Annotated in this window: 24 protein-coding genes and 1 tRNA gene; 10 read left to right on the top strand and 15 right to left on the bottom strand. The window is 51.9% G+C overall.

From position 1 onward, the window contains the following. Window positions 1–42 precede the first annotated feature (42 nt). Entirely contained in the window at window positions 43–981 is a 939-nt protein-coding gene (locus ACP15Y_RS15225) for a glutaminase (RefSeq protein ID WP_424983964.1), read from the top strand. Here ACP15Y_RS15225 and rpoN read toward each other — a convergent pair. The 6 genes from rpoN to ACP15Y_RS15195 form a co-directional block, all read right to left on the bottom strand. Beyond that, a complete protein-coding gene (gene rpoN, locus ACP15Y_RS15220; protein ID WP_424983963.1) occupies window positions 978–2477 on the bottom strand; it encodes an RNA polymerase factor sigma-54 in 1500 nt (499 codons plus the stop codon). The genes ACP15Y_RS15225 and rpoN overlap by 4 nt on opposite strands. 183 nt (window positions 2478–2660) lie before the next feature. Next, complete coding sequence (locus tag ACP15Y_RS15215; RefSeq protein ID WP_424983962.1) at window positions 2661–3956, bottom strand: reverse transcriptase family protein; 1296 nt, start codon at window positions 3954–3956, stop codon at window positions 2661–2663. Window positions 3957–4233: 277 nt separating this feature from the next. Next, window positions 4234–5070 carry an LPS export ABC transporter ATP-binding protein gene (lptB, locus tag ACP15Y_RS15210; RefSeq protein ID WP_424983961.1) on the bottom strand — a complete coding sequence of 279 codons (837 nt, stop codon included), beginning with the start codon at window positions 5068–5070 and terminating at the stop codon, window positions 4234–4236. Continuing rightward, on the bottom strand, window positions 4988–5425 hold the full coding sequence (locus tag ACP15Y_RS15205; RefSeq protein ID WP_424983960.1) for an LptA/OstA family protein: 438 nt from the start codon (window positions 5423–5425) through the stop codon (window positions 4988–4990). The genes lptB and ACP15Y_RS15205 overlap by 83 nt, the downstream gene beginning before the upstream one ends. A gap of 46 nt (window positions 5426–5471) precedes the next feature. Then, entirely contained in the window at window positions 5472–6113 is a 642-nt protein-coding gene (locus tag ACP15Y_RS15200; protein ID WP_424983959.1) for a hypothetical protein, read from the bottom strand. A gap of 11 nt (window positions 6114–6124) precedes the next feature. Then, complete coding sequence (locus tag ACP15Y_RS15195) at window positions 6125–6739, bottom strand: ribonuclease D (RefSeq protein ID WP_424983958.1); 615 nt, start codon at window positions 6737–6739, stop codon at window positions 6125–6127. Between the two features lie 247 nt (window positions 6740–6986). Here ACP15Y_RS15195 and mscL point away from each other — a divergent pair, with 247 nt between their 5' ends. Next, entirely contained in the window at window positions 6987–7412 is a 426-nt protein-coding gene (gene mscL / locus ACP15Y_RS15190) for a large conductance mechanosensitive channel protein MscL (protein WP_424983957.1), read from the top strand. A 48-nt stretch (window positions 7413–7460) separates the two neighbouring features. Here the strand turns inward: mscL and ACP15Y_RS15185 are convergent, their stop codons facing one another. The 4 genes from ACP15Y_RS15185 to ACP15Y_RS15170 all read right to left on the bottom strand — a co-directional run bounded on the left by ACP15Y_RS15185 (window position 7461) and on the right by ACP15Y_RS15170 (window position 11754). Next, complete coding sequence (locus ACP15Y_RS15185; protein ID WP_424983956.1) at window positions 7461–8498, bottom strand: Leu/Phe/Val dehydrogenase; 1038 nt, start codon at window positions 8496–8498, stop codon at window positions 7461–7463. Between the two features lie 197 nt (window positions 8499–8695). Further along, window positions 8696–9403 carry a GntR family transcriptional regulator gene (locus tag ACP15Y_RS15180; RefSeq protein ID WP_424983955.1) on the bottom strand — a complete coding sequence of 236 codons (708 nt, stop codon included), beginning with the start codon at window positions 9401–9403 and terminating at the stop codon, window positions 8696–8698. Between the two features lie 9 nt (window positions 9404–9412). After that, a complete protein-coding gene (gene argE, locus ACP15Y_RS15175; protein ID WP_424983954.1) occupies window positions 9413–10570 on the bottom strand; it encodes an acetylornithine deacetylase in 1158 nt (385 codons plus the stop codon). Beyond that, entirely contained in the window at window positions 10570–11754 is a 1185-nt protein-coding gene (locus tag ACP15Y_RS15170; RefSeq protein WP_424983953.1) for a M24 family metallopeptidase, read from the bottom strand. Before ACP15Y_RS15170 ends, argE begins: the two co-directional genes overlap by 1 nt. A gap of 174 nt (window positions 11755–11928) precedes the next feature. On the opposite strand from ACP15Y_RS15170, the gene eutB reads away from it, so the two are divergent. The 7 genes from eutB to ACP15Y_RS15135 all read left to right on the top strand — a co-directional run bounded on the left by eutB (window position 11929) and on the right by ACP15Y_RS15135 (window position 18753). Beyond that, on the top strand, window positions 11929–12933 hold the full coding sequence (eutB, locus tag ACP15Y_RS15165; protein WP_424983952.1) for a hydroxyectoine utilization dehydratase EutB: 1005 nt from the start codon (window positions 11929–11931) through the stop codon (window positions 12931–12933). After that, entirely contained in the window at window positions 12920–13486 is a 567-nt protein-coding gene (locus tag ACP15Y_RS15160) for a flavodoxin family protein (RefSeq protein WP_424983951.1), read from the top strand. Before eutB ends, ACP15Y_RS15160 begins: the two co-directional genes overlap by 14 nt. Window positions 13487–13496: 10 nt before the next feature. Then, window positions 13497–14495 (top strand): cyclodeaminase, encoded by a 999-nt coding sequence (locus tag ACP15Y_RS15155; RefSeq protein ID WP_424983950.1) that lies wholly within the window; start codon window positions 13497–13499, stop codon window positions 14493–14495. A 20-nt stretch (window positions 14496–14515) separates the two neighbouring features. Further along, complete coding sequence (locus tag ACP15Y_RS15150; protein WP_424983949.1) at window positions 14516–14992, top strand: Lrp/AsnC family transcriptional regulator; 477 nt, start codon at window positions 14516–14518, stop codon at window positions 14990–14992. 126 nt (window positions 14993–15118) lie between these two features. Then, the gene (locus ACP15Y_RS15145; RefSeq protein ID WP_424983948.1) at window positions 15119–16615 is read left to right on the top strand and encodes an NAD-dependent succinate-semialdehyde dehydrogenase; all 1497 of its coding nucleotides are present in this window, start codon (window positions 15119–15121) and stop codon (window positions 16613–16615) included. Between the two features lie 12 nt (window positions 16616–16627). Continuing rightward, window positions 16628–17362 (top strand): NAD(P)H-dependent oxidoreductase, encoded by a 735-nt coding sequence (locus tag ACP15Y_RS15140; protein ID WP_424983947.1) that lies wholly within the window; start codon window positions 16628–16630, stop codon window positions 17360–17362. 17 nt (window positions 17363–17379) lie between these two features. Next, window positions 17380–18753: an aspartate aminotransferase family protein gene (locus ACP15Y_RS15135; RefSeq protein WP_424983946.1), complete on the top strand. Its 1374-nt coding sequence runs from the start codon at window positions 17380–17382 to the stop codon at window positions 18751–18753. 94 nt (window positions 18754–18847) lie between these two features. Here ACP15Y_RS15135 and ACP15Y_RS15130 read toward each other — a convergent pair whose 3' ends face one another. The 4 genes from ACP15Y_RS15130 to ACP15Y_RS15115 form a co-directional block, all read right to left on the bottom strand. Continuing rightward, window positions 18848–20386, bottom strand: a complete 1539-nt coding sequence (locus ACP15Y_RS15130; RefSeq protein WP_424983945.1) for a tripartite tricarboxylate transporter permease — start codon at window positions 20384–20386, stop codon at window positions 18848–18850. 4 nt (window positions 20387–20390) lie between these two features. After that, window positions 20391–20849, bottom strand: coding sequence for a tripartite tricarboxylate transporter TctB family protein (locus ACP15Y_RS15125; RefSeq protein ID WP_424983944.1), 459 nt, complete (start codon window positions 20847–20849; stop codon window positions 20391–20393). A gap of 123 nt (window positions 20850–20972) precedes the next feature. Beyond that, window positions 20973–21947 (bottom strand): tripartite tricarboxylate transporter substrate binding protein, encoded by a 975-nt coding sequence (locus tag ACP15Y_RS15120; RefSeq protein ID WP_424983943.1) that lies wholly within the window; start codon window positions 21945–21947, stop codon window positions 20973–20975. 115 nt (window positions 21948–22062) lie between these two features. Beyond that, window positions 22063–22149 (bottom strand) — tRNA-Leu (locus tag ACP15Y_RS15115). A gap of 184 nt (window positions 22150–22333) precedes the next feature. Here ACP15Y_RS15115 and ACP15Y_RS15110 point away from each other — a divergent pair. Continuing rightward, window positions 22334–23314: a complex I NDUFA9 subunit family protein gene (locus ACP15Y_RS15110; protein WP_424983942.1), complete on the top strand. Its 981-nt coding sequence runs from the start codon at window positions 22334–22336 to the stop codon at window positions 23312–23314. A gap of 3 nt (window positions 23315–23317) precedes the next feature. On the opposite strand, the gene ACP15Y_RS15105 is transcribed toward ACP15Y_RS15110, so the two are convergent. Then, a complete protein-coding gene (locus ACP15Y_RS15105) occupies window positions 23318–23746 on the bottom strand; it encodes a MarR family winged helix-turn-helix transcriptional regulator (RefSeq protein ID WP_424983941.1) in 429 nt (142 codons plus the stop codon). Between the last annotated feature and the right edge of the window lie 96 nt (window positions 23747–23842).

Here is a 23842-nt window from a genome sequence, read left to right as displayed (position 1 = left end):
CGCAATATTTGTTGAAGATAAATTCTCAAGCGCGGGAAATCTATGCAAACTGATGTTCAAAAGCTCCAAACCGTTCTCAACCAGGCGGTAGAAAACGCACGCCAATCCAGCGAGCGCGGGCAGGTGGCGCAATATATTCCGGAATTGGCCAAAGCCGATCCGCAAAAAGCTGGCATTGCCATCACCCTCGATAGCGGCGAAACCATTGGGGCGGGCGATTGGCAACAGCCCACTACCATTCAATCCATATCAAAAGTGTTCACATTGGCCCTCTGTTTGGGCACCATGGGCGACAATTTGTGGGCGCGCGTGGGGCGTGAACCGTCGGGCTCTGCATTCGATTCCATTTTGCAGCTCGAACATGAAAGTGGCATTCCGCGAAACCCATTCGTAAATGCTGGCGCCATTGTGGTGACTGATGCCATTTTGGCCACATATCAACCCAAGGAAGCTTTGGGCGAAATTGTACGGTTTGTGCAAGGTCTGGCTGGTGACGATCAGATTTTCATCGACGGAAAAGTCGCTCAATCTGAGGAAGACACAGGTCACCGCAATCGGGCCTTAGCGCACTATCTGGCATCCTGCGGCAATTTACATAACCCGGTGGAACACACGCTGGGCGTTTACTACAACCAATGTGCGCTCACCATGGATTGTGCTCAACTTTCGCGGGCAGGCCGTTTCTTGGCGTTTGCCGGCACGCTTGGTCCAAATCGGCAGCAAATGGTGTCGATGCGACGGGCAAGGCGGATTGCTGCGATCATGCTGACTTGCGGACATTATGATGGTTCGGGAGACTTTGCCTATCGTGTTGGCTTGCCCGCAAAGTCAGGCGTCAGCGGCATGATTTTGGCGTCTGTACCCGGCATCGCCTCAATTGCGGCGTGGTCGCCGGGATTGAACCAATCCGGCAATTCATACATCGGCACGCAAATGCTCGAATATGTCACCAATGAAATGGATTGGACGGTGTTTTCCTAGCGCACCAATTCGCGCTTCTGCCGTCGCCGCATGACGGAAGAGGCCAGTCCCATGGCTTCACGATATTTAGCCACGGTCCGCCGTGCCACATTCATGCTTTGCTCTTTGTTCAAAATCGCCGCAATCTTATCGTCCGATAGGATCTTTTTCGGGTCTTCCGCATCGATCAATTGTTTGATCCGATATTTGACAGACTCAGCGGAGTGATCAGCATTGCCGCTCGCGGAGTGAATGGCAGAGGTGAAGAAATATTTCAGCTCAAACAGCCCCCTTGGGGTGCTGACATATTTATTGCTGGTCACCCGCGAAATCGTGCTTTCATGCATTTCGATTTCTTCCGCCACCATTTTCAGTGTCATTGGCTTCAGATGTGAAACGCCATGGTTCAAAAAACCATCCTGCTGCCGCGCGATTTCCTTGGTCACTTTTAAAATGGTTTGCGCCCGCTGGTCTAAGCTTTTGGTCAGCCAATTGGCGGTTTGCAAACATTCGCTCAAATATGTTTTGTCTTCGCCCTTTTTGGCGCTGGCGCTAACGCTCGCCAAATAAGTGCGATTGACCAACACTTTGGGCAATACATCTTGGTTCAGCTCGATCAGCCATTCTTTATTATTGCCCCGCCGAATATAAACATCAGGCACAATAGCTTGCACATTGCCGCCTTCAAAAGCGCGGCCCGGGCGCGGGTCTAGCCGTCGAATTTCGCCGATCATATCGCCAAGATCTTCAGCATCGGTGCCAAGTAGCTTTTGTAGCTCGGTGATTTTATGCGCCGCCAACATATCGAGATTGTCGAGCAGCATTTGCATCATCGGGTCAAGGCGGTCTTGTTCGCGCAATTGTATCGCCAAACACTCCGCCAAATCTCGGGCGAAAATGCCAAGCGGGTCGCAGCCTTGTACAGCTTCCAACACAGCTTCCACATGGCCGAGTTCGGTGCCCAACTGATCTGCAATTTGATCCAGCGATGCATCCACATAGCCCATCTCGTTGAGATTTTCGATGAGAGCGCTGGCAATCAACATGTCGCCGGGATGTTTGAGAATAAGCGAAATTTGCTCAATCAGATGGTCATTAAGAGATTTGGCGCCCGTGGCAAATTGCTCAAAGTCGCCGCCATCTTGCCCGCCACTTGTGTGCTTGCCCTCCGGCCAGCTAAGCGATTGTGACAGGCTGTCTTGCCCCACTTGTTCGGGATAGAGATTGGCCACATCCGTGTCCATCTCCTGCGCCACAGAAACAGCGCTGCCCATATTGTCAGATCGGCTCGAAACGTCCACCGCGCGATCATCGGCGCGGAGCGTGGGCTCATCTTCACTCACCCGGTCATCGCCACCATCTTCGCGCTCCAAAAGCGGGTTGCGCATAAGCTCTTCCTCCACAAACTGAGAAAGTTCAGTGTGCGAAAGTTGCAATAGCTTGATCGACTGCATCAATTGCGGGGTTAGCGCAAGAGTTTGCGATTGTCTTATGTCCAATCTAGGGCCAATGGCCATGCCGATCAGTGCTCCTTTGGGCAAATCAATCAGTTACATTTGCCAAAATGCCATAGGTAAGACCAGACATTCAAGTCGCACTATACAAAATCCGTGCCAATATCCAAAAGGGATGAGATGGGGTGTGCAAAACCCTATAATAGGGGAGGAGAATACTCTATTGGCTGCTGCCTGAACCAGCCATCACAAATGGTTTTCACTGGCATCAGCAAGCAGCTGGCGTAGTTTTTGGCCTCGGTTGGGGTTTGCCGCCTCAACCCAATCTATTTTCCCAACCAAAGAACTCCTGAATGCTGGATCCAACAAGCGATGATCGTCAGGCTTGCCGCAAGCATGAATAATTGCTTTCAAATGATCGAAGGTCTTTCGAGCAATATTGAGATGCTCGTTCACCACTACGCCGGTCACGACTTGTTGCGAAGCGTGTCGCATCACGCGTGTCTTGGTCTGGTTCAGTGCAAATCCTACGTCTTGAACAATCTCGGGCAACAAGTGTTTGAGCGGCCCGATAATATTTTTGTCGCCTGAAAAGGTCAGGTCATCAGCATATCTGCTATAATTTGCACCCAATCGGCCAGCCAATGTCGCCAGTCTTTTGTCCAATGAAAAGCAAACGTGATTTGCCAGTGCAGGCGAGGTTGGCGCCCCTTGCGGCAAATGAGGAGAGTTATAAATGAGGCGGTCTTCGGGCGATAGGCGCTCAAGAATGCGCGCAGGTGTCAATGTTGTGCACAGCGACGTCAGCGCACGCGCAACCGCATGGGGATAGCCAAGACATCTAAACAAGCCAAATATCCGGCCCGCCCCGATTGAAGGAAAGAAGTCTTTCAGATCGAAACAAAGCACAATTTGCTCACCAACATGCCTATTGGCCGCTTGCAGGCAATTACGACCTTTTACAAAGCCAAATGCAGCAGGGTGGCTGGGCAAAACGCCGATAATGTTCTGTAAAATTTGCCGTTGCACAGCCTTCAAGTCTTCCTTGGGCGCTTCGACAATTCGAGTGCCGCCCGCCTTCTTTTTCTTGAGCAAATAATGATAGTGATTGATCGAGGTTTCGCCGTGTTCCTCATAGCGCCTGTGAATATCGGCTAAATAGAGCAGACGGTTCTCTGAAAGCGAAAGCCAATCCGCCAAATTGGCAATTGTTGGAAGTTTAGGAATGTCCAATTCTTTAAAGGCGGGGGTCGGGCACATCATCGGCGATGACAGGTCGCGGCGCGGCCAGGCCTTCTTTTCGCGGCAATGTTTGTAGGTCGCCTCAAACCGCGTTGTCCTCAACAAAACAAGCTCAACTGCACGTGCTGATGGGGCGAATTTTTGTGGCAATGCAAAATGCAACTCAGTGGCGGTTTCAGTCGCAAATTTGTGGGCGTCTTTGGGCAGATTGCGTGTGAGATTGTCTGTGATGTTTTGGACCGACCAGTCACCTAAAATGAGGCTTTCCGCGAGTATATGCGAGAATTGTCTCTTATTCATGTGAGCTGCCTTGTCGCAACGGACGGTCTCTGCTTTTCTTTGTCCTGCGCTACCAAATCTGGGTGAAGCCCAGCGCCGGTAGCGCCATGTTTGTCTCAGTAACACACTCAAACGGGGATGCCCCGTTCCATGCCTTAAGCTGTCGCATAGGCACATCCAGAGACCGCCATTGCTTTGGCAACTATGCTAAATGAGATAGGCTTTGCCAAGTTCAAATCCAAGAAATCGCCACAGCATTTTTTGGAAAAGAGCTCGGCCACATTCGCGCGGCGCGTGGCTAAAGCGTGAAATCCTGTCCCAGATAAACGCGGCGGGCTTGTTCATCATTGGTGATCGTGTCAGGACGACCTTGGATCATCACTTGGCCGCCATGAATGATATAGGCGCGGTCCACAAGTCCCAAAGTTTCACGTACATTGTGATCGGTGATCAAAACGCCGATGCCCCGGCTGGTGAGCTGACGCACCAAACGTTGAATTTCGCCCACAGCAATCGGGTCCACCCCGGCAAATGGTTCATCGAGCAACATAAATTGTGGGTCAGCAGCCAGCGCGCGGGCGATCTCCACCCGGCGACGTTCCCCGCCGGAAAGGGCGAGCGCATCTGCATCGCGAATATGGGTAATCGAAAATTCTTCCAACAGGTCTTCAAGTCGCTCTTTTTGCGCCTTCTGGCCGCGAACATGGCCTTCCAAAATGGCCATAATGTTGTTTTTCACGCTCATGCCGCGAAAAATAGATGGTTCCTGCGGCAGATATCCCATGCCCAATCGGCCGCGCTGAAATAGCGGGAATTTGGTGATCGGTTTGCCATGTAGCAGCACCTCGCCGCTGTCCGGCGGGGTGATGCCCATAATCATCGAAAAAACGGTCGTTTTGCCAGCGCCATTGGGGCCAAGCAACCCGACAGCCTCACCGCGATTCACGGCAACAGAAACGTCGCGGATAACCACTTTTTTGCCGTAGCTTTTGGCCAGCGAGTGCGCCACCAGCCAGCCCGTTGGGTCAAGCGATTGGTTTTGCGCGGGCGAATTAGTTGCCACTGGAAAATGTCCCCGTAACGCGTTTGTTCGAATTGGGATCAGACACAAATCGCGAGCTATTGTCAGTGACATTCACAAAAAGCTGCCCACCCGTCACCACGGTGCCATCTTCGGTCACTTCCACATTGCCAGTTAGGTGCAAGATTTCGGTCTTGGGGTCATAAGTGCCAAAATCAGCTCTGGCCGTCTTCGCCCCAAAGCGGAGGGTCAAGCGGCCATTCGCGGTGATCTTTTTCATGTCTGATGCGCCGCCAGCGCCATAAAAGGCGGTTACCTTGGGGGAGTTGAGTGTAAAGTTCGCCTGCTTCACCACCACAGCGCCTGTAAACACTGCTTGCCGCTTATCTTCGAAAATCTCGAACACATCGCCAGTGATATTGACGGCACCGCTCGATTGGGCGTTGGCCATGCCAATTTGCGCGGTCATGCTCAACATGACACCTACGAGCATTGAGCCAAAAACATTTCGAAATCTATTGTTCATCATCTTGCTCGCTTTGCGGCGGAATGGTGAGGCTGGCCCGCTCAAATTTCCAATATTGTTTTGCCCCATCATAATGCATGTTGATGGCTTCCAACGTGCTGCCATTGGCAAACTGGAAAAGGACACCGTCATCGCCATCAAAAACTTGGCCATCCAAATCTGCAACACCATTGCCGATTTCGCCTGTGTCGCCCTGGCTTGAAACAAGGTCGATTTGGCTGGTCAAAGTCAATATGCTGCTGATCAGCGAATAGGTGCCAATCGCCGATGTCGCCACCAAATCTTCGCCATCAACAAAATTCATTTGCGCCCGCATATCAGCCAAATCGATGGTGTCTTGATTGATAATTTTGGTTTTGGCGCTTTTGGCCGTCATTTCATAGGTGCCGCCATCGCTCAACGTGCCGGTTGCGCGTGGCTGGTCGACCACCAATTTGTCGTCTTCAAGCCGAATGCCTTCAAACTGCGCGTTGGGCAGAAGGCCCGCGATCAAGAGCGGAATTGTGAGGGCGGCAAAAATGATGCTGCCAACCGCTGGCACTGTCCACCGCAGCAATTTGACCACGCGCCGCCGCCGCACAACACGAGCAAATTGATGCTCAAATTGGGAGGGGGCAGCCAATGTGGTCATTCAACGAGCCTCTAGCTATGGGCAAAAATGTCGGTTTCGGCCCAGCCCTTCAAATCCAGCTCGGCGCGGCGCGGCAAGAAGTCAAAACAGGCTTGCGCCAATTCCATCCGGCCTTCGCGTTTCAACATGCGATCCAGATGGCGCTTCAAATCGTGTAAATAAAGAACGTCGCTTGCGGCATATTCCAATTGCGCGCTGCTCAAATCATCGGCACCCCAATCAGAGCTTTGCTGTTGCTTGGATAGATCCACGCCCAGCAGTTCGCGGCAAAGGTCTTTCAAGCCATGGCGGTCCGTATAAGTGCGCACCAATTTCGAGGCAATTTTGCTGCAATAAACCGGCTTGGTCACCGTGCCAAAGGCGTTTTGAAGTGCCGCAACATCAAAGCGGGCAAAATGAAAGAGCTTGGTGACATTTTCATCAGCCAAAAGCTTTTGCAAATTAGGGGCTTCGGTTTGGCCTTGCTCAATTTGCACCACATCCGCTGTCCCATCACCGGGGGAAAGCTGCACCACGCACAACCGGTCCCGCATGGGGTTCAGTCCCATGGTCTCGGTGTCAATCGCAACAGATTTTCCATAGTCATTGAGGTGGGGAAGATCGCCCTTATGCAAACGAATGGTCATGCAAATAGCCTAGCTTTTCTCGAGTATTTTATTATCTTGTGCCACACCATCGCTTCAAGGCAAAGTCCATTTGAACAATTCTTTACGACTTTTCCATGGCGCGCGCGGGGTCCCTTTGCTTGGTATTCCCCTCAATCAATTCACTTGCCTTTGGTTAATTCTTTCTTAAAGTAAAAATGTGGCTGACGCTGGTCGTTGTTGAGAACACTGCCAATGTCGGCATATGTGGGCTGATAAGGGGAAGACTATGCTCAAAGAATTTAAGTCCTTTGCGATCAAAGGCAATATGGTTGAATTGGCAATTGGTGTGATCATCGGCGCCGCATTTGGTGCCATCGTTTCATCCTTGGTGGACGATGTTTTTATGCCTTTGATCGGTCTGTTGCTGGGCGGCCTAGACTTTTCAAACTGGTTTATCGTTTTGTCTGATACAGGTGGCGAAACCATTGCCTCTGTCGCCCAAGCCAAAGAGCTTGGCGTGGCGACCTTGAACATCGGCTTGTTCGTCAATGCCGTGGTGAAATTTTTGATCGTAGCTTGGGTTTTGTTCCTTGTTGTGAAAGGCATCAATTCGATGCGCCGGAAGGAAGAAGAAAAGCCTTCTGCGCCGCCTTCACCAACAAAAGAAGAAACTTTGTTGACCGAAATTCGCGATTTGCTGGCCAAAAAATAGGCCGTATCACAAAAAGAAAAGGGAGCTCAAAGGCTCCCTTTTTATTGGCTATTGCGCCAAAATCTCATCGACAAATTGATCTGCCACTTTATGGGGCGAGGCGTTGAGCGCTTTGGCTTTGGTCAAAATCTTGTCGGTGGTTACCGCCAACAATTCCACCTTTTGATCCACCCATTTCTGATCCGTGATTTTCAATATTTCGGCTGAAACATTGATGATGCCACCGCCATTGACCACATAGTCCGGCGCATAAACGATGCCTTTTGCCAAAAGTGCATCGCCCGCTGCATCGTCAGCCAATTGATTGTTGGCCGCGCCGCAAACCAGTTTGACTTTCAGCCGGTCAATGGTGTCTGCATTCAAAATCGCCCCCATCGCACAGGGGGCAAAAATATCCGCATCCACATCGTAAATATCATTTGGCGCCACAGACCGCGCACTGAATTTTTGCCGCGCTTGCGCCACTGCATGGGCGTCAATGTCCGTCACCACCAGGCTTGCCCCGGCTTCGTGCAAATGCTCAGCGAGATACATGCCCACATGGCCAAGGCCCTGCAAGGCGACAGTTTTGCCTTCAATGCGGTCGTTGCCAAAGGCGTGCTTGAGCGCAGCCATGCACGACAGATAGACGCCACGCGCGGTCACCGGCGAGGGGTCGCCAGAGGCATATTCGCCCTTGGTCAGGCCCGCTGCGTGGCTTGTGAACTTCGCCGCTTCCTCAATATCTTCAACGCTGATGCCCACATCTTCTGCAGTGGTGTACATCCCCTCAAAGCTTTCCACGAAACGACCAAATGCCTGCATCAGTTCAGGCGTTTTGTCTTTATGCGGATCAGCAATAATCACCGATTTGCCGCCGCCAAGTGGCAGTGATGCCGCGGCGTTCTTATAGGTCATGCCTCGCGCAAGGCGCAGTGCATCCGTTTTTGCTGCATCGAGGTCGGGGTAGGCAAACATACGACAACCGCCCGCCGCAGGGCCTAATTTTGTGCTGTGCACAGCGATGATGGATTTCAGGCCGCTGGCCTCGTCCTCCGCATAAACGACCTTTTCATAACCCGGCGCGTCAAGGGGTGTGAGTTTCATTGATCTATCCCAGAGATGTTTATTGTTATGGTATTTTTTTGTTTTTAGCTGTTTTGGCCCGTTCTTTGGCAAAAGGTCAATGCTTGGCGCTGCTTTTCTCCCAGCGGTCATTGCAAAAATGCCCAATAATTAACTGTCCGCAAACTCAAAAATGCACAGTGTTCAATCAGGGGCGAAAATCGGCGAATGGCCGTGGCTCAGCCGCCTTCGGGCTGCTTTAGCCTGAGGCGCGTCATGCTGGACGATGTGTGCGCCCGCCAAATATGTCCCAATGCATCCAGATCGCCTAACCGCACCGCATCGCGGTAGTCGCGAATCTCGCGGCTAAGACTTTTGCACTCCCGCCGCACATCTTGGTCGGTTAAAGACTTCAGCCAAATGCGGGCTGTTTGATAAAACAGCCGTTCCATGGTGTCGCGCAGCGGTTCATTGGTGGTCATGTCCGCAAGGGCGTGGAAGGTGGCAATATTGATGATCGAATAACCGCGTGCGCTTGGCTCATCCACAAGGGCAATGCAGTTGTTGTAAAGAAGTTCAAAGCGCTCAATGTCATCCGCAGTCACGGGGCGAGGCGATAAGCGTGAGAGCAGTGGCGAAAGCTCCATCCGCAATTGATAAACCTGATAAAGCTCTCCAATATCAATATCAGTCACAAGGGTGCCAACCCCCTGCACAGATTTCAAAAGCCCTTCGGCTTGCAACTGCCACAGCACGCGTCGCAAGGGTGTGCGGCTTACGCCAAATTCATCGGCCAACTCGCCCTCGCTCAAGCGCATGCCGGGCGGATAGTCGAGCAGCGAGATGCGCGAACGAATTTGATCATGCAATTCGCGAAAGCGCCGCCCAGCTGCACTTTCGTTGCTTTCTGGTTCACTGGCATGCAAAAGGCTGATGTCGTGATCCATGATGTGGCCCTAGCGTGCTTGCATGGAGTGGGCGAGCTTTTCAAGCATGGTCAAGCAATTCTGCAATTGGCCAATCTCAACAAATTCATCCGCCTTATGGGCTTGATCGATGGAGCCGGGGCCGCACACAATGGTGGCAATGCCCAAATCCTGAAACAGCCCGGCTTCTGTACCGAAAGAAACAAAATGGCTATCATTTTGCCCCGTTAGTGCCGCAACAATTTCCCGCGCCTCGTTGGATTGCATCGGTGTGAGCCCGATCACTTCACCAATGGTGCGCGTTGTGATGTTGGAGTCTGGCCAAACGCGTCGCATGTCGGGCAGCAAATCCTCGTTGCAAAACGTGTCCAAAATGCCATTGACCCAATCGGCATCATCTTGCGCAATGGGTCGCATTTCCCAATCCACTTCTGTGTGGTTGCAAATCACATTATGGGCCGTGCCGCCCTCAATGCGGCCCACATTGATGGTGGTCCAAGGCGGATCAAACGGACTGTTCTTGGGCGCGCGTTTTTTCAATGCCTCGCGCAGCTCGAGCAATTTGCTGACATAACGCGTGGCATATTCAGCGGCATTCACCCCTGCGTCAGGCAGAGAACCATGCCCCGCACGGCCTTCAAAATAAACGCTATATTCGCAGCAGCCCTTATGGCCTTCCACGATTTTCATATCAGTGGGTTCGCCTACAATCGCAGCCGCAGGCAAGTGTGGGCGATGCTTTAAAATCTCGACCAGGTCACGTGCGCCCAAACAGCCCACTTCTTCGTCATAGGTGAACACAAAATGCACGGGCCGCTTTAATTCCTTGGCGGCAAATGTTGGCGCCATGGCCAGCGTGGCCGCAATAAAACCCTTCATGTCGCAAGTGCCCCGACCATAAAGCTTGCCATCATCCTTTTCTAAAGTGAAAGGATCAGTGCGCCATGTTTGGTCGGCCACGGGCACAACATCACTATGGCCGGAAAGCAAAATGCCGCCGCCAATGTCTGGCCCTATGGTTGCAAATATATTGGCCTTGTTCCGATCGGCATCGTGGTGCAATTCAATTTTTGCGCCAACATCTTCCAGCAAATTCGCTGCATATTGGATCAGCTCCAAATTGCTATCCGCCGAAATGGTCGGATAGGCAATCAATTGGCGCAAAATATCTTCAGTACGCTCCAGCATTAGTCCTTCACATAGAGTTTGCGTGGGCGATTGCACAACGTTTCCGCTGGGCCTTTGTCCTTAATCAAGATGCTCTCGGTAATTTCCAAGCCCCAATCATTTTCCCAAATGCCCGGCATGAAGTGGAACGTCATGCCTGGTTGCAGAATTGTACGATCTTCAAGGCGAATAGAAACTGTGCGCTCGCCCCAGTCTGGCGGATAGGAAATGCCGATGGGATAGCCCGCTCGCGACGCGCGGTAAATCCCGGCACGTTCAAGCGGAATGGCCAAAGCGCGGGCAATGTCTTTCGCGCGCGCGCCGGGTACAGCGGCTTCGAGACCCGCCTCTAAGCCTTCCACTAGCGCTTTTTCGGCATCCAGTAAATATTGTGGCGGCTTGCCCAAATGCACGGTGCGGCAAAGCGGGGCATGATAACGACGGAAGCAACCCGAGATTTCAAAGAAAGTCGGCGTATCCGCATCAAAAATGCGCCCATCCCATGTGAGGTGGGGGGCTGCTGCGTCAGAGCCGCTGGGCAACATTGGCACGATGGCAGGATAATCCCCCCAATCATCGTCAATGCCTGAAATGGCATCAGCATAAATTTGGCCCACAATATCACTTTTGCGGACGCCGGGTTCCACGCGTTCCACAATGCCATCAATAATTTTTTCTGAAATGCGGGCGGCCTTGCGCATATAGGCGATTTCATCATCGCTTTTCACCAAACGCTGCCAGTTCACGAGGCTGGTTGCATCCACAAAAACGGCGTCTGGCAATTCGTGGGTAAGCGTCAAATAGGCTTTGGCGGAGAAGTAATAGTTCTCCAACTCCACCCCAATGCGTTGATTGCCCAAGCCGCGGTCGCGGATCATAGCAGCCAACATTTCCATAGGGTGGCAAAGCGTCGATTGAACATAATGGTCGGGATAATAGGTGATGCGATCATCATCCATCCACACGGTGCGCAGCGCGCCATTGGTATCCTGAAAACGTCCCCACCAAATAGGATCTTCATCCATAAAAACCAAAACGCCTTGGTGCACATAAAACGACCAGCCATCATAGCCGGTCAACCATCCCATATTGGATGGGTCTTCAATAAACAGCACGTCAATCTCAAAGTTTTCCATTGAACGGCGAACCTTCTCTAGCCGACGTTCATATTCCTGTTGAGAAAAGGGTAGGTTTTTGTTCGTCATATATAGCGCCCCTCAAATCGCGAAGATGTATACATCAGTTCAAAATTGATGTTTCGTCAACAAAAAAATCCAAGATTTATCAGGCCGCTTACGTTGACAGGTCGCTATTGTTGCGCATGATGTACACAACAAACAAATGGATGGTTATTACATCCGGCAAAATGGGGAGGCCTCATGCTTGATTTAGCTGACATTTTTTCAGCGCAGAACCTGATCAAAGGTCATGCGGATCATACCCCTTTGGTGCCGTCACCTTTTTTGTCAGATAAGTTTGGTCACGACATTTGGCTGAAACTGGAAAACATGCAGCCAATTGGGGCGTTCAAATTGCGTGGGGCCATCAACGCCGTGATGAACCTGCCCGAGGGCATCAAGGGGGTGACCTGCTGTTCAACAGGCAATCATGGCCGCGGCGTCGCCTATGCGGCGCGGCTAAAAGGTCTGCGCGCTGTGATTTGTATGTCCGAGCTGGTGCCGAAAACCAAGGTTGAAGGCATTCAGCAAATCGGTGGCGAAGTGTGGGTTAAGGGTCGCAGTCAGGACGATGCCATGGCCGAAAGTCGGCGGCTTTGCGCCGAAGAGGGGCTGGTTGAAATCTCTCCTTTTGACGATGCGCATGTGATCGCAGGCCAAGGAACAATCGGGCTAGAAATCTTGGCGGCACGGCCAGACATTGAAACATTGTTGGTGCCCCTTTCAGGTGGCGGGCTTGCAGGCGGAATTGCCTTGGCGGCCAAAGCCATTAAGCCCAGTATTCGTTTGGTTGGCATTTCCATGGATCGGGGGGCGGCAATGCACGAATCCATCAAGGCAGGCCATCCTGTGGATGTGGTTGAAGTGCCAAGCCTGGCCGACAGTTTGGGCGGTGGCATTGGCATGGATAATGAGCTTTCATTTGCACTGTGCCGGGATTTGTTGGACGAAACCATTCTGGTCACTGAAGAAGAAATATATCGCGCGATGCAATGCCTTTATTACGAAGATCGCATTGTCGCGGAAGGCGCTTGCGTCGTGGGTATCGCTGCCATGTTGGCGGGCAAATTTACGCCAAGGGGGCCATTGGCCACTGTCATTACAGGTCGAAATTTGGATATGAATTTGTTTACGCAGATCATTTCGGGCCAAAATGTACAACTAGGCGATTATCTGATTGAGGGAACTTCTTATGTCCGGACATAAGCCATGTTCAATCGTGGTGTTGCGCGGCAGCCCGCGTGCAAGCGGAAACAGCGACCAATTGGCAGATCGCTTTTGCGAAACCGCAATTGAGGCCCATGCTGAGCTGCATGATTATGCGTTGCGTGATCTTGAGTTTTCGCCTTTCGGTGAGGTGGCAGACGATCATCAAGACCAATTGTCTCCGGCGCTAAATGATATTGTTCAGGCCGATATTATTGTGCTGACCACGCCGATCTATTTCTGCAACATGTCCGGTCTGCTCAAAGGGGCACTGGATCGGTTTTTCGGTTTTTTGAAAAGCGATTATCTCACCAATCCGGAACCATCCATATTGCCAAAAGGCAAGCATTTGGTGTTGCTGCAAACCCAAGGCGAGGGCGAAGAGCGCTATGATGCCTTGCTCGAACAATACGGCCCGGGCTTGGACAAGTTGGGCTTGAACGAACGTCATTTGGTGCGTGCATGTGGCGTGCGTGAGCCGGGCGATATTCAAGTGCACCCAACTGCGCTGCAGAACGTTGAAGCATTGGCCAAACGCTTAACTGCATCATAAGGAGGCGGCGATGTCGCACGAGATTTTGATTGTTACAGAAAGTGAGTTGAAGCGGGATCTAACTTTGGGCCGAACAATGAATGATCTGGTGGAAAAGGCTTTTGCGGCGCTAGCGTCTGGCGAAGTAATCATGCCGCCCATCATGTCGATGGACCTACCGCAGGCCAATGCGGAAGTTGACGTGAAAACCGCAGTTATTCCCGGCTTCGATCATTTCGCTATCAAAGTTTCGCCGGGCTTTTTTGATAATCCAAAACTTGGCTTGCCCAGCCTGAACGGGCTGATGATGCTGTTGAGTGCCAAAACCGGATTGGCCAGCGCCGTGTTTTTGGACAATGGCTATCTCACTGATTTACGCACCGCCGCAGCTGGCGGCGTCGCTGCTCGGCATCTGGCCCCAAAACAAGTCGACATTGCTGGCGTGATTGGCACAGGGGTTCAAGCCCGTTTGCAAATCATTGCGGCCCACGTTGAACGCCCGTTCAAAAAAGTGCTGGTTTGGGGCCGCAATCGCGACCATGCCGAAGCCTGCGCGCGCGATATTGAATTGGAAATTGATGTAGATGCTGTTGTGGCGGACAGCGCTGAACAAGTGGTGCGTCAATCTCAATTGGTGGCGACAACAACCCCATCACGTGAGCCCTTGATTGATGCAGACTGGTTGCACCCCAACCTGCACATCACCGCCATGGGGTCGGACCAAGAGGGCAAAAACGAGCTGGATCCGGAGATCGTTGCGCAAGCGGATATATATGTCTGCGACCGTGTTGGTCAGTGCGAAACAATGGGCGAGCTGCGTACTGCGTTGGAAACGGGCAACTGGCCGAAAGGCAAAACACCGCCTGAGCTGGGCGAAATCATTGTTGGTAGTGCCGCCAGCAGAACCACTGATGCTTCCATCACAATTTGCGATTTGACCGGCACTGGCGCACAAGATACGGCTATCGCCAACCATGCTTTCGAATTGGCGAAGAGCCTTGAATTCGGCACGATGATCGAAACCGGCTAAGGGCCACAACTGGGTGATATATGATTAAACTTGACGCGCGCGACATCGAGATTTTGCGGTTGCTGTCGCAAGAAGGGCGCATCTCTAAATCAGATTTGGCCGCGCGGATTAATCTTTCACCCACCCCTTGTTGGGAGCGGTTAAAGCGGCTTGAAAAGTCGGGTGTTATTCAATCCTATCATGCGGATATCGCTCTGCATAAAGTAGCGCCTTGCGTCACTATTTTTGTGGCGGTTGAGTTAGAAAACCACCGCGCCGCGAGCTTTCAATTGTTTGAACAATCCATGAAAAACTATGATGAAATCATTGCCTGCTGGGCCATTGGCGGTGGCTTGGATTATTTCATGCAAGTGGTCACCAAAGATATTGATGCCTATCAAAGACTGATTGATGAGCTATTGGATGCAAAGATCGGCCTGGCCCGATATTTCACATATTTTGTCACCAAGCCTGTGAAACAAGGCGGCGTCCCGCCAATCGCCCAATTGCTCGAATAACGCCAAAAATTTCACCTTTATCTTGCATAATTATGGTGAAATTCTCTTCTAACTCCACTTTATTCAGTCACAATTTCTGGACATTGCAACCCATTCTTTCCTCAACATGAAAGGGAGGGTTGATCCATGCCGTCAAATCTTTTGAAAACTCACGACGACCTGAAGGGCATCACGCCCCATCTCAATGATAGTCGGCTATTGCGCCAATTTTCCTATATTGGTGGCAAATGGGTCGGCGCTGATAATGGCGATACCATTGCCGTGACCAACCCTGCCGATGGCGAATGGTTGGGCGAGGTCGCCAGCTTGAGCGCTGCGCAGAGCGCGGACGCTGTTAATGTCGCGCAAACGGCGTTTGAAAGCTGGTCCATGAGCTTGCCACAACATCGCGCCGCATGCCTGCGCCGCTGGTTCGACCTGATCATTGAACATAAGGACGATTTGGCCCGCATCATGGTGCTGGAGCAGGGCAAGCCCTTGTCTGAAGCTTTGGGCGAAATCGATTATGCGGCATCATTTGTTGAGTTTTACGCCGAAGAAACCAAGCGCCCCAACATTGAAGGCGTCACCTCGCACCTGCATGACGCGGAAGTAGAATTGTGGCGCGAGCCAATTGGCGTTGCTGCCATGATCACCCCATGGAACTTCCCTGCGGCGATGTTGACCCGTAAAGCAGCTGCAGCAATCGCGGCAGGTTGCACTGTGGTGGCGCATCCTTCTCATGAAACACCATATTCAGCTTTGGCGTTGGCCGAACTGGCCGAGCGGGCAGGGTTGGAACCCGGCGTGTTTAACGTAATCACCGGACGTGCGTCAGTAGTGGTTGAACCTTGGACCAAAGATAGCCGCGTGCGTGCCTTGTCCTTCACCGGGTCTACTGAAATTGGCCGTTTACTCTATCGTCAGAGCGCTGACACGGTGAAAAAATTGGTGCTCGAATTGGGCGGCCATGCACCATTCATCGCTTTCGATGATTGCGATATTGATCATGTGGTAGAGGAGGCGATTAAGGCGAAGTTCGCCACATCAGGGCAAGATTGCCTAGGCGCCAACCGCTTCTATGTGCACGAAAAAATCTATGATGCGTTCTGCGAAAAGTTCGCGGCAGCGACAGCAAAATTGAGTGTTGGCTTTGGCATGGATGATCCGGCAATCGGGCCATTGATGAACCAAAAGGCCATCGACAAGCAGGTAGAGCATGTGGCTGACGCCATTGAAAAAGGTGCAAAGGTGCTGACCGGCGGCAAAGGTCATGACATGGGGGAACTCTTCTATCAGCCAACCGTTTTGGCGGATGTGCCTGATAACGCCAAAATCATGAAGGAAGAAACCTTCGGCCCTGTCGCGGCTGTCCAAAAGTTTAGCGATGAGGACGCGGTGACCCAAAAGGCCAACGACACTGAATATGGTTTGATCGCCTATTTGCACACGGCAGACCCAAAACGCATCTACCGGATGAGCCGGGCGCTGCAATTTGGCATGGTGGCGGTGAATCGCACTAAGGTGACCGGCGCGCCGATTCCCTTCGGTGGCTACAAACAATCTGGTTTGGCTCGCGAAGGCGCTCGTCAAGGCATGGAAGCCTACACTGAAATCAAATATGTATGCCGCGATTGGGCATAAGTCGGAGTTTTTATGAATATCCTGTTCGTTCTGGCCCATCCGGAACCAACGTCTTTTAACGCTCAATTGGTGGCCACGGGCAAAGAGCACTTTGAAGCCCAAGGCCACCATGTGGAAGTGAGCGACCTTTATGCGCTGGATTTCGATCCGGTGGAAAAGGCCGCTAACTATCCAGATCGCATAAATGAAGAGGAGTTTGCCCCGTTAGCTGAACAGCGCCACGCCTACAAGCAAGGGAAATTAGCGCCTGAAATCAAACAGCAGATCGATATGCTCGAACGTGCAGATTTGGTGATTTTCCAATTTCCCATCTGGTGGCATTCAGTGCCTGCCATTCTTAAAGGATGGTGCGACCGCGTGTTCGTCAGCGGCGGGCTCTACACCAGCAAAATGCGCTACGACAAAGGATATTTCCGTGGCAAACGTGCCATATGTTCCATCACATCGGGTGCGCCAAGCGAGGCATTCGTCGCTGGTGGACGCGGGGGCGAGCTGGACCAGATCCTCTGGTCCATGCAGTTTTCGCTCTACTATATGGGCTTCGATGTGCTGCCGCCGCACGCCTCTTTCGGCGTGTCCGGCCATGGATATTCTTATGTTTCCGACGAAGCGTTTGAGAAACAATTTGCAACACTAAAACACAATTGGATTGAGCGTTTGAGTTCAATCCAGTCTGACACGCCGATGGCCTATCCCGGATGGGACGATTGGGATCACCTCGGACAACCAAAATCGGCAAATGCCTAAGAAAAGGGAGCCAGAATATGCTTAAAAATGACCAGCTCGATCAGTGGGATCGGGAGAACTTTTTCCACCCCTCAACGCACTTGGCGCAACATGCGCGTGGCGAAAGCCCAAACCGGATTGTTACCGGTGGGTCTGGCGCCCATATTGAAGACCGAGATGGCAACAAATTGCTCGACGCTTTTGCGGGTCTTTATTGCGTAAACGTAGGCTATGGTCGCCCTGAAATTGCGGATGCGATTGCAGCGCAAGCCAAAGAACTTGCTTACTACCACGCTTATGTTGGTCACGGCACAGAAGCTTCAATCACTTTGTCCAAAATGATTTTGGACCGTGCGCCGAAAAATATGTCCAAAGTCTATTTTGGCTTGGGCGGTTCAGACGCGAACGAAACAAACGTCAAGTTGATCTGGTACTACAACAATATTCTTGGTCGCCCAGAAAAGAAAAAAATCATTTCGCGCTGGCGTGGTTATCACGGCTCTGGCTTGATGACAGGCTCTTTGACGGGTCTTGAACTGTTCCACAAAAAGTTCGATCTGCCGCTAACCCAAGTGCTGCACACTGAAGCGCCTTATTATTATCGTCGCGACAACCTCGACCAAACTGAAGAACAGTTTGTGGAGCATTGTGTCGCCAAATTGGAAGAGCTGATCGAGCGCGAAGGTGCGGACACCATCGCTGCCTTTATCGGCGAGCCGATTTTGGGCACAGGTGGCATTGTGCCCCCACCAAAAGGCTATTGGGCAGCGATCCAAAAAGTGCTGAAGAAACATGACATCTTGTTGGTTGCCGATGAAGTGGTGACAGGCTTTGGTCGCTTGGGCACCATGATGGGGTCTGACCATTATGAAATGGAACCTGACCTGATCACCATCGCAAAGGGCCTCACCTCAGCCTATGCGCCATTGTCTGGCTCAATCGTGGGCGACAAAATGTGGAAAGTGTTTGAACAGGGCACCGACGAATATGGCCCCATCGGCCATGGCTGGACCTATTCAGCGCACCCGATTGGCGCAGCTGCAGGCATTGCCAATTTGAAGCTGATTGACGAGCTGAACCTGGTGCAAAATGCAGGCGAAGTCGGCAATTATCTGAACGCACAAATGCACGCCGCCTTGGATGATCACCCACATGTGGGCAATATCCGCGGCGAAGGCATGATGTGTGCCGTCGAATTTGTGAAAGACAAAGACAGCCGCACCTTCTTCGACCCGAGCCAGAAAATTGGACCGCAAATTGCCGGAGCCTTGGGCCAGAAAAAAGTGATCGGCCGGGCCATGCCACAAGGCGACATTTTGGGCTTTGCACCACCATTCTGCCTCACCAAGCAAGAAGCGGATGAAGTTGTTTCGAAAACCGCAGATGTGGTCAACGCAATGGACTTTTCTTAAAGCTCATTTTCTCCTCACCAATGAGCAAAAAATGGGCGCCGCAATGGCGCCCTTTCAAGTTTAGAGGAGAGATAAAGGAGAATGGAAGGCAGCATTAGCCGCCTTCACCTGCACGGTCGGCCGTGCGCCGCCATTTTTGATAGAGCGGCAGCAGCATCGGCACCACCAAGGTCAACAGAGCAATGGCGAGAATTGCCAACGTCAATTGGCGCTCCCAAAGGAAGGACCAGCTGTCATTATTGATCAGCAACGCCCGGCGTAGATTTTCTTCCATCATGCCACCCAAAATGAACCCAAGGATCATGGGAGCGAGCGGGAAGTCCAATAGCCTCAGCGTCACGGCTGCAACCGCAAAGATAATCATCAACTGAATATCGAAGGTGTTGAAGCTGACGAAATAAACCCCGATCAGCGAGAAGAACAGGATCAACGGCAGCAAAAAGCGCGCCGGGATCGCGAGAATTTTCGCGATATAGGGGATCAATGGCAGGTTCAGCACCAGCAAGATGATGTTGCCGATCCACATGGACACGATCACCGACCAGAAAACGGCAGGCTGATCGATGTAAAGCCGTGGACCCGGTTGAATGCCATAGCCAATCAAGGCGCCAAGCATAATGGCTGTTGTGCCTGAGCCGGGAATGCCCAAAGTCAACAGTGGAACAAATGAACCCGTTGCCGCCGCATTGTTGGCTGTTTCTGGTGCGGAAAGGCCGCGAATAGAGCCTTTGCCGAACAATTTGCCTTTAGTCGGGCCTGCCAAACGCTGTTCTGTGCCATACGCCAAGAAGCTGGCAATGGTAGCACCGGCACCGGGCAATACGCCGACCAAGAAGCCCAAAATGGAAGATCGACCAACAACGGGGGCAATCTCTTTGACTTCCTCTTTGCTCACTTTCATGGAGCCAAGATTATTGTGGGCTTCCTGTTCTTTCTTCCGGTCTTCATCACTGCCCTTGGGGCGCAAAATCGCCATCAAGGCTTCTGAAAGGGCAAAGGTCGCCATCACCAGTAGCAGGAATGAAATGCCGTCCAGCAAATCGATCATGCCAAGGGTAAATCTTTGAATGCCTTGGGTTTGATCCGTGCCAACGGTGGAAAGCATAAGCCCCAGCACCGTCATCAACATGGCTTTGAGCATATTGCCTTGGCCGGAGAAGGCCGCCACAGCGGTGAGGCCCAAAACCATCAAGGCAAAATAATCTGTCGAGTGAAATGACAAGGAAATTTTTGCCAAAGATGGCGCGGCGATAAGCAGTAGAATGGCGCCAATGACCCCGCCAGAGAAAGACGAGTAAGCGGCAACAGCAAGTGCCTTGCCCGCTTTGCCTTGCTTGGCCATCGGGTAACCATCAAAAGAGGTGGCCACTGTGCTGGCAACGCCCGGTGCGTTGATCAAAATCGAAGAGGTGGAACCGCCAAAGATCGCACCATAGTAAACGGCTGCCATCAGAATGATGCCAGCAGATGGATCAAGGCTGGCGGCAATTGGAATCATCAAAGCGATCGCCGACATTGGCCCCAAACCGGGCAACATGCCGATAAAGGTGCCGACCAAACAACCGCAAACCACAAAGACGAGATTGATTGGATTGAGGGCTGTTGTCAGCCCGATTAAAATACCGTCAAGCATCCAACTACCCTCTCAAAAACCATGGCAGGGGTTCAATAAATACCCCAAGTCCGATTGACATAAGCGCCCAAAAAGCAATCGCTACGGGCACCGAAGTGGCCGCCAACAGCCAGAGTTTGCGCTCGCCCAAAAGCCAATAGCCCACGCCCAAAAGCATTGTGGATGCCAGCACGAAGCCGAAGGGACGAATGGTGAGGCCATAAATGGACATCAGCACCAAAAAGGCCAAACCGATAAGCCAGTTCTTCCCTTTCAGCTCGACATATTCTGCCGGTGAGGGCAGCGCGATCAAAGCGACGCAAATGCCGATACCGAGAACCGAAAGAATCTCAGGCATGGTGCGGGCGTGAAAGGCAGATTTTGCTTGAAATGGCAGCAGCGGAATACGCTGGGACAGCACCGCATAGGTGATGCAAAAGCCCAGCAGCAGGAATGCGCCGATTCTGCGTTTGGTGAAAAACATATTACCCCTCCCATCTCTCATTGAGAGACTGCGTGAAATGCGCCCGATCAACGGGCGCACTCACTTTAATATTTTTGGAAAGGACCGCAGCCACCTCTGGCTGCGATCGATCAATGTCTTGGCTTAAAGGAAGCCAAGCTCGCTCATCAGGCCAGAGATTTCTTCTTCTTGTTTTTCCAAGAAGGCAATGAAATCTGAGTCGGCGTTGTAGATGTCTACCCAGCCATTGCGGTCACGCACGGTGGCCCACTCTTCAGCGTCATACATAGCTTCAAGCGCAGCGATATATTTTGCTTTGGTGTCGTCATTCAGACCAGGAGCTGCAAAGAAACCGCGCCAGTTGATGAACTCAGTGCCAGGCGAACCAGCTTCGTCGCAAGTCGGTGTATCTGGTGCACTTGCCAACCGCTCGGTGGCCGTCACACACAAAATATTCACTTCGTCTTGGCGGGCCAATTCAATGGCTTCACCAAATCCTGTGGTCAGGGCCGCGATTTCGCCAGAAAGCAAGCCAGCCATGGCTTTACCGCCCGCATCATAAGGAATGTATTTCACATCCATAGGGTTTGCGCCCGCATTTTTCATCACCAAGGCGGCAATCAAATGGTCCATAGACCCGGCAACTGAGCCGCCACCAATGGCGATTGACGATGGGTCATTGGCATAGTCAGCCAACAAAGCTTCCATATTTTCATATTTAGAATCTTTGTGCACCACCATCGCACCATAGTCACCAATCGTGCCGGCAATAGGGGTCAAGTCGCGGAACGACTGTGGGAACACGCCCTGCAAAGACCGGATCACGATTGGTGTTGAGTTGACCATCAATGTGCCCGGATCGCTGGTTTCGATCAAATGCGCAATGGCCTTGCCGCCACCGCCGCCAGACATATTTTCATATGTCGCTTGGCCCACAATGCCAGATTTGGTGAGGGCTTCGCCCGTGCCACGGGCTGTGCCATCCCAGCCGCCACCAGCGCCACCAGGAATCAGAAAGTGAATATCTTCAACCATCATATGGTCATCGGCCATCGCCGCCCCAGCGGCACCAAAGGTCAATGCGGTTGCTGCCAAAGCAGCTTTAAATTGTTTGAACATCTATTTCCTCCCGAAAAGTTCAAAACGAACTGATACAAGAAGAGCCAATAGCAAAGCGCACTGACACGAACCTGACATAGGTCGGGTGCAGACAAATTTATTGATTTTTGGGGATTGGTGCCCTGGAGAAGACTCGAACTTCCACTTCCATACAGAAACTAGCACCTGAAGCTAGCGCGTCTACCAATTCCGCCACCAGGGCACGACAGCGATGAGAACTAAAAGGCACTTACACGTTTGTCAATTGCCTTGTTGAGCATATATAATTTTTCCTATGAATGGTCAGGGCATTCGGTCTCGACAATCCGCGATGTGCGGGTTAATGAAGGGGCCAAGATCGTTATCGCGCCGCATTTAAAGGGCGCCAGCACCGAGGTTTTGAAGACATGGGCAAAAACGCACCAAAATTGGTCACGATTTTCGGCGGGTCAGGATTTGTTGGACGGCAATTGGTTCAGCACTTGGCCAAAAAGGGCTATCGCATTCGTGTGGCGGTACGCCGACCGGACTTGGCTGGCGATGTGCGGCCTCTTGGCGCCGTGGGGCAAATTCATCCTGTGCAGGCAAATGTGCGCAACAAACCATCAGTTGAACGCGCTGTGGCTGGTGCCGATGTGGTAATCAATCTAACAGGCATTCTGTTCGAAAGCGGCAAGCAGCGTTTTCAAGCGGTGCAAACCGTTGGTGCAAAATATGTGGCGGAAGCAGCAAAAGCGGCTGGCGCTTCACAATTGGTGCACATGTCTGCCCTAGGCGCAGATGCTCAAAGCGAAAGTGCTTATGCTCGCTCTAAAGCGCTTGGCGAACAAGAAGTTTTGAAAGCCTTTCCAAACGCAGTGATCATTCGCCCGTCCATCATTTTTGGTTCGGAAGATGGTTTCTTCAATATGTTTGGCGCTTTGGCGCGCTTGTCACCTGTGCTGCCTTTGGTGGGTGGCGACAGCAAAATGCAGCCTATCTATGTGGGCGACGTGGCCGAAGCATTTGACGTTGCCGCAGAAGGCGGCGTGAAGGGCGGCAAAATCTACGAGATTGGCGGCCCCGCTGTTGAAAGCATGAAAGAGCTTTTGCAACGTTTGCTGAAAGAAACAGAGCGCAACAATTTGTTGCTGCCCATTCCAACGCCTATTGCAAAAGCTATTGGTTGGGTGATGCAAATTTTGCCAAACCCAATGTTGACCGTGGATCAAGTAAAATTGCTGCAACACGACAATGTGGTGAGCGAAGAAGCAAAGAAGCAGAAGCGCACCTTGAAGGCATTTGGCATTGAGCCAACAACAATGGCTGCGATTTTGCCGACCTATTTGTGGCGCTTTATGAAGCACGGCCAGTTTGATCGTCGCGCAGAGCCGTTGCAGCGCGACTAGGCTTTATTTCAGTTTTTGAAGCAATTGGGCAAGGGTGACGCGATCATCCTTGTCCAATTTTTTTTGCATTAAATCATCAAGGCAAGTTTTATAGATTTCCCACATGCGCGCGCGCATGTCTTTTCCCTCTTCGGTGATCACCGCGCGGCACCCCCGCCGATCCTCATCGCATACGACACGGTTAATCAGGCCCGCATTCACCAGTCGGTCGAGCAAGCGCGACGTTTGATATTGCGGCAGCAATAATTGCGGGATCAGCGCATTGGGGCGAATGCCCTCTACACCTGCTTTTTCGACCTCCCACAACACGTCATACCAGCTCAGGCTAGGCAGGCCGGCTTTCTTGAACGCCGCTTCCACCTGCTCCAGCAAGGTGCGGCTAACGATATGTAGATTCTGCCACGCCTTTGTGGTCTCGGTTTCGATGCTCATGATGGTGATCTAGCATATATATGCAAATGCATCAATCTTGACTCGCTGCCATATTTCGATTTAGATGCATTTGCATTTAATTCGAAAGGAACAGCC

Origin of the sequence: Maritalea sp. S77 (assembly GCF_049801075.1) — a bacterium.
Taxonomy (GTDB): domain Bacteria; phylum Pseudomonadota; class Alphaproteobacteria; order Rhizobiales; family Devosiaceae; genus Maritalea.
This window is presented reverse-complemented; position numbering and strand designations above follow the sequence as displayed.